This window comes from Campylobacter sp. BCW_4332 (assembly GCF_001763175.1).
Taxonomy (GTDB): domain Bacteria; phylum Campylobacterota; class Campylobacteria; order Campylobacterales; family Campylobacteraceae; genus Campylobacter_D; species Campylobacter_D jejuni.
Window position 1 is genome coordinate 1 of record NZ_MJYF01000034.1, and the last position, 5,848, is coordinate 5,848.

At 27.3% G+C, this 5,848-nt stretch carries 5 protein-coding genes and 1 pseudogene; all 6 read left to right on the top strand.

The annotated features are described in order from the left end of the window. A partial coding sequence (locus tag AJN64_RS02490; RefSeq protein WP_148122985.1) for an ankyrin repeat domain-containing protein occupies positions 1 to 698 on the top strand: 698 nt, incomplete at its 5' end. A gap of 19 nt (positions 699 to 717) precedes the next feature. Then, positions 718 to 2,292 carry a putative toxin gene (locus AJN64_RS02495; protein WP_070292624.1) on the top strand — a complete coding sequence of 525 codons (1,575 nt, stop codon included), beginning with the start codon at positions 718 to 720 and terminating at the stop codon, positions 2,290 to 2,292. A 2-nt stretch (positions 2,293 to 2,294) separates the two neighbouring features. After that, positions 2,295 to 3,374 carry an AAA family ATPase gene (locus tag AJN64_RS02500; RefSeq protein WP_070292625.1) on the top strand — a complete coding sequence of 360 codons (1,080 nt, stop codon included), beginning with the start codon at positions 2,295 to 2,297 and terminating at the stop codon, positions 3,372 to 3,374. Then, the gene (locus AJN64_RS02505) at positions 3,374 to 4,066 is read left to right on the top strand and encodes a DUF4276 family protein (protein WP_070292626.1); all 693 of its coding nucleotides are present in this window, start codon (positions 3,374 to 3,376) and stop codon (positions 4,064 to 4,066) included. Before AJN64_RS02500 ends, AJN64_RS02505 begins: the two co-directional genes overlap by 1 nt. Before the next feature lie 77 nt (positions 4,067 to 4,143). Further along, complete coding sequence (locus AJN64_RS02510; protein WP_070292627.1) at positions 4,144 to 5,394, top strand: hypothetical protein; 1,251 nt, start codon at positions 4,144 to 4,146, stop codon at positions 5,392 to 5,394. Further along, a pseudogene (locus AJN64_RS02515) lies at positions 5,387 to 5,848 on the top strand (hypothetical protein); the annotation flags it as partial. The gene AJN64_RS02510 and the pseudogene AJN64_RS02515, both read left to right, overlap by 8 nt.

The following is a 5,848-nucleotide window of genomic DNA, read 5'->3' on the forward strand; positions in this document are numbered from 1 at the left end:
ATCATCCTATACCTTTTTTTAATCCTAGTTCTACTTTAGCTTGGGCAGGGATTGCTTATGATAAGAGTCAAAGTTTTGAAATGATGGAGTATTTTGAGAGTTTAGGACTTAAAGCTGATGATGAGTGTTTAGGAAATAATGCCCTTACTGATTATATTGGAGTGGGTGGAAAAAATAAAAAAATGATTGATTATTTTTTTAAAAAAGGATGTAAATTTGAAGTTTATGATGAAAAAGGTGCCACCCCTTTGCATTCTTGGATATTGCTTGGCGATCCTGAGTCTGTAAATTCTTTAGAAGTGGCTTTACAATTTGGCGCTGATGTAAATATGAGAAATATTAAAACAGAACATGAACATAGTTATATCGATGCAGGAAAAACCCTTTTACATATAGCTGCAAGATCTGAGGAAAAACCTATTGGAACTTGTTTGGAAATTTTGATCAAATATGGAGCTGATGTCAATGCTGCTAATTGCACTATCAATAAAACTAAAGATGATAAAATTAATTATTTTAAACCTAATACTCCATTAGATAGGGCTATTTCTTTTGGGATAAATAAAAATAAAACAATCTTAAAAAAAGCAGGTGCTAAGACTTGGGAACAATTGGTTAAAGAATACAATATTGATACAAGCTTGGAAGAACCAGAACAAATTAAAATGTATGAAGAAAGAAGAAAGATAAAAAAATAATAAAAAGGAGGATTTTTTCTTGAAAATTAAATTTCATGATGTTAAATTTTATATTAAAGAATTTGAAAGTGTAGATATTATCGGTGGTTATATTGCTTTTTATGCACCTGTGAAAGAGCATTTAGAGGTAGAAAAAATTCAAAACGATCAAAATCCACAAGAAGAAATCCTGCAATTTAACAAAGATAACTCCCAAAAATATCTAAAAAAAACCAACCAAGAAAAAGAAGAGAAAATCGCACAGCTTGGACTTAACACTAGCGAAGATATTAATAAAGAATTTGATAAGTTGGACAATAAGGCTACTCCTATTGGAAAATTTGTAAGAAAAAATTATGACTATGATATATTTTATGATGTTTATACAAAAAAAGGTAATTGTATAAAAAAAATTCCTATAAAAAATGGTGTCGCAAAAATAGAACAAGGAACTTTAGAAGATTTTTATGGTGGTGATAACCCACAATGGTGTCTTATACCTAGATTACTTCCTGAAGATGATAATAAAGATTTTGAATTTGATCCTGTTCCTATTTTAAATAGTAGCTTTGTGATTTTAGAATTAGCAAATTGTAAGCAAAAAACTCTTACTTTTCAAAGAAAAATAGCTCAAATAAATAATCCAGATGATTTTAAGTTTCAAACACCTGAAGAATTTAAAGAAATGCTTAATAACAAAACAACCTTTGCTGCTTATGGTGGAAAAGAAAAACAAATAGAAGATCTTATAAAAACTGCCAAATTAAAACTTAAAATGTTGGAAAAACTTGAGCCATCAGAAATTTCTAAAAAAACTAAAGAAAGTTTGATAAAAAAACAAAATAAAGAAATTAAAAAATGTGAAAAAATAAAAATAGATCTTGAAAAAAATAAGAATAAAAAAATCACACCCAGTGTTATAGGAGATGCGGGAGAATACATCACCTCTTTACTTTTTAAGAAAAGATCTACACGCTATTTGAGCAATCAAAGAAAAATTGATGCTAATTTCAATCTTCATAGTTTTAATCACACCATACCTGATTTTTTAGTGATCATCAATGATATTCCTAGTTTGGTAGAGGTTAAAAATGTCCAAGTTCAAAGCTTGACAGAACAAATCAGCTTTGAATTAAAACTTGCTAGAGAATATGAACTTGATTATTTTTTCATATGCAATAACTATACACAATTAACAGAAAATCTTTCAGGAAGCGCATTGACTCTTCAAGAACATGAAGCATTAATAAAAAATAAAGACAAGGTGAAGGAATTTGATGAAGAGACAAAGGCAAAGAAAAAAAATACAGTAAAAGAGGTTTTAAGGTCAAAAGATAAAAATTGGTATAAAGTATCAGATGTTGGCACTTCTCGTTTGAGAAATTTTTCAGAAGAAGCTGGAGATCAAGGTTCAAGAAATGGCTTTATTTATCATAAACATTTACACAGAAGCATAAAAACAGTATTTAAAGAAATGTATTTACATCATATCAAAGGTGTAGCACCCAATAAAATAGTGATAAAAAGATTTGACTTAAATTATGAAGAAAAATTAGAAGAAATTTTTAACCAAAACCAAGAATTGCAAAAAAATTCTGGAATTGCAAAAGGATAAAGATGTTAGATAAAATAACAATCAAAGGATATAAATCCATAAAAGATTTATCCAAATTTGAGCTTAAAAAATTAAATATTTTAATAGGTGCAAATGGTTCGGGCAAAAGTAATTTTATTTCAGTATTTAAAATGCTTAATGCTTTATTTAATAAAAATTTGCAATTTTTTACACAAGATAAAGGACCTGATAATTTTTTACATTTTGGCAGAAAAAAGACTGAAAATATATATCTTGAATTTGCTTTTGGCAAAAATGGTTATTATGCTACCTTTGTTCCAACGAGTGAAAATAAGCTTATGATATTAAATGAATATATTTTCTTTGATGGAGACTATAAAGACTATAAAGAACCTATAGGAAGTAATCAACTAGAAAGTAATCTTTCAGATATAATAGAACGAAGTTATTCTAAAAAAGTAGCACAACATGTTCTAAATGAAATCAAAAAATGGAAACTTTATCATTTTCATGATACAAGCGATACAGCCAAGATGAAGGGAATGTGTGATGCAAATGACAATCTTATATTTAAAGAAGACGCACAAAATATAGCAGCTTATCTTAAAATGCTTCATGATAATCACAATAATCACTATGAACAAATTTTAACGACTATACAAGATATCGCCCCTTTCTTTGGAGGATTTATTTTTAGAAATAATGAAAATATACAATTAGAATGGTATCATAAAAATAATCCTAATACTCCTTTTAAATCCCATATGCTTTCTGATGGGACTTTAAGATTTATATGTTTAGCTACTTTATTGCTTCAGCCTTTTGAGTTGATGTCGGGAACGATTATTATTGATGAACCGGAATTGGGACTACATCCTTATGCATTAAAGGTTTTAAGTGAAATTATTAAGAGAGTGGCTAAAGAAAAGCAACTCATTATTTCTTCACAATCTGTAGAACTGATAAACCATTTTGAAGCGCAAGATATTATAGTAGTAGATAAAGAAAACGATGAATCTACTTTTACAAGAATGGATGATGAAAAATTAGAAGCTTGGCTTGAAGACTATACACTTGGAGAAATTTGGGCAAGTAATCTTATAGGCGGGAGACCAAAATAATGATTACAAGATGTTATGTGATTTGCGAAGGACAAAGTGAGGAAAAATTTATAAATGAAATTTTAGGATCGTATTTTTATAACTCTAATGTTTATCTTACTCCACTTATAATACCTACATCTAAAGGACATAAAGGTGGAGGACTTGCGTATGATAGGGTTGTTAATTTTATCGTTAAAAAATTAAAACAAGATTCACAAGCTTTTATGACAACAATGTTTGATTACTATGGATTGGATAATAGATTTTTAAAAGAAAAACAATGTAATAAAAATATATATGAACACGTTGAAAAAATACAAGAAGAATTTGATAAAATCATTAAACAACAATGCGATACAAATAATTTTTTTAGCTATATACAGCCACATGAATTTGAAAGTTTGCTTTTTAGTGATATTACAAAAATAATTAAAGCAGATGCTGAATGGAATAAAAAACTTATTTATAAACTAGAAGACATTGTCAAAGAATTCGATAATCCAGAATTTATTAATAATAGTAAAGAAACAAGTCCTTCAAATAGATTAAAAAAGATTTTATCTTTTCCAAGCTATAATAAAATCTTGCACGGTGGAAGAATCGCTAAAGAAATAGGCATAGATAATATAAGATTAAAATGCCGACATTTTAATAAATGGTGTGAAAAAATTCATAGTTTAGGCAACAAAAAGGAAAATAGTGAAAAATAAAAATTTATTTCACAAGAATTTGAAAAAGGTTTTTAAAAATAGCAATAAAAACACCTCAAACACCTTCAGGAATTAAAATGAAACAAAATATAAGCGCTAATCAAGTAAGTTTTTACCTTTTTTCTACAAAAACCTTTAGCGATGAAAAATATCTTGATGCTTGGAGTTTAAAAGGGAATCGTTTAAATTCTCAAGATTGGTTTGAATTTAAACAAGCTAATAAAGGTAGTTTTTATAACAAACATTTAAATGATACTTTAAAAGCCATGCAGAAACTTAAAGCTTATTTTAGTATCGATAAATTTGAAGGCATAAATTTACATGGAAATGATGAATGGTGCGATTTTCTACCTTCAAATTATCTCCAAATTTACGATAGGCTATGTTTAGATAAAAGCAAATATATTTTACATAGATATTATCAAGAAAATGATTTAAGCGAAATAGGAGCACTTAAAAATCTTTCTCCTAATTTTCCTTTTTGGGATGAAAAAGGAGAAAATTTTTCTCAAAATCAAATCAATGCTTTTATAGATAAAGACAACTTAGCACCCTATTTCAATAAATATGATGTTTATTTTAACTCTTCGCTTAATTTAACTTTTAATTTCAGTGATGAAAGCTTAAAATATCTAGTTGATAATTATAATCATAGAATCAGTCATACTTTTATCCCAAAAAATCAAGAGCAACTAGAAAAAGAATTAAATTTAAGCAAAAATGAAAAAATTATTTTAGAACTTCAAAATATGTTTTTAGATCTTTGTAAAGGCATCAGCGCTGATTATGCTTTTATGGATTTTTCTTATTTTTTTTCGGGTTATAACTATATATTAAATTCTAAAGATAATGCTTTTAAATCTTATCCTGCCACCCAAAATACACTTATTTATAAAAGAAGTTTTAAAAAACATATAGAAAAATATGCGAATAATTATTTTTTAAATTACTATTCTAAAGAGTTTTTAAAAGAACTTGATAATCAAGAGTTAAATGAAGATAGACTTAATCATTATCTTATCAATTACAACAAAATCCCAAAAAAAGTCGAAGAAGAAAATATACAAGGTTTACTCTCTAAACAAAAAGATACAAATATTAATTTTGTAAATTTTATAGATTATCAAGATTATGTTTATAACAATAAAGATGATTTTTGGAATTTGTCTTCAGAGGAAAATTCTATGCTTTGGGAAAAATTTTTAAGTAAAAATACCTTAAAACCTTTTCCTTTAAACTTTGATTGCTCCTTAGAAGAAAAATTTCTTTATGCTAAAGATGAGCAATTAGAAAACATTCTCAAATCTCATAAGGCTTTTCATGGCTAGAAAAAGAAAGATAACTATTCCTAGAATAGAAGATATTAATGCAACTCTTGATACTTCTTGTTTGCATCCTATATTGGAAGATAATACTTTATTATGTTTACATGGAGGTAAAGTCAATTTAAAAGCAAAAAAGGCTAAAAGAATAAAATATAATAATGTTCCTATTATGTTACACGATGAAATACAAGGAGCTAGTATAAGTGGATGTTTAAATCCTCCAGTAGCTGGAGGACCTTGTACTAAAGTTGCTTTGGTATTTCCTTATACTTATTCAAAGCATAAAATCAATAATAAATATTCCGTTTATCAAATGGGCTTAATAGGAGTAAGTAATAAAGGCTATCCTGTACTTTCTATACCTAAAGGCAATAAGATTAAATTTGCCTTAACTAAAATACAAGCTAGTCCTCTTGCTAAGATTAAGTATGATAGGATAAGATGGGAAGGGATAGGA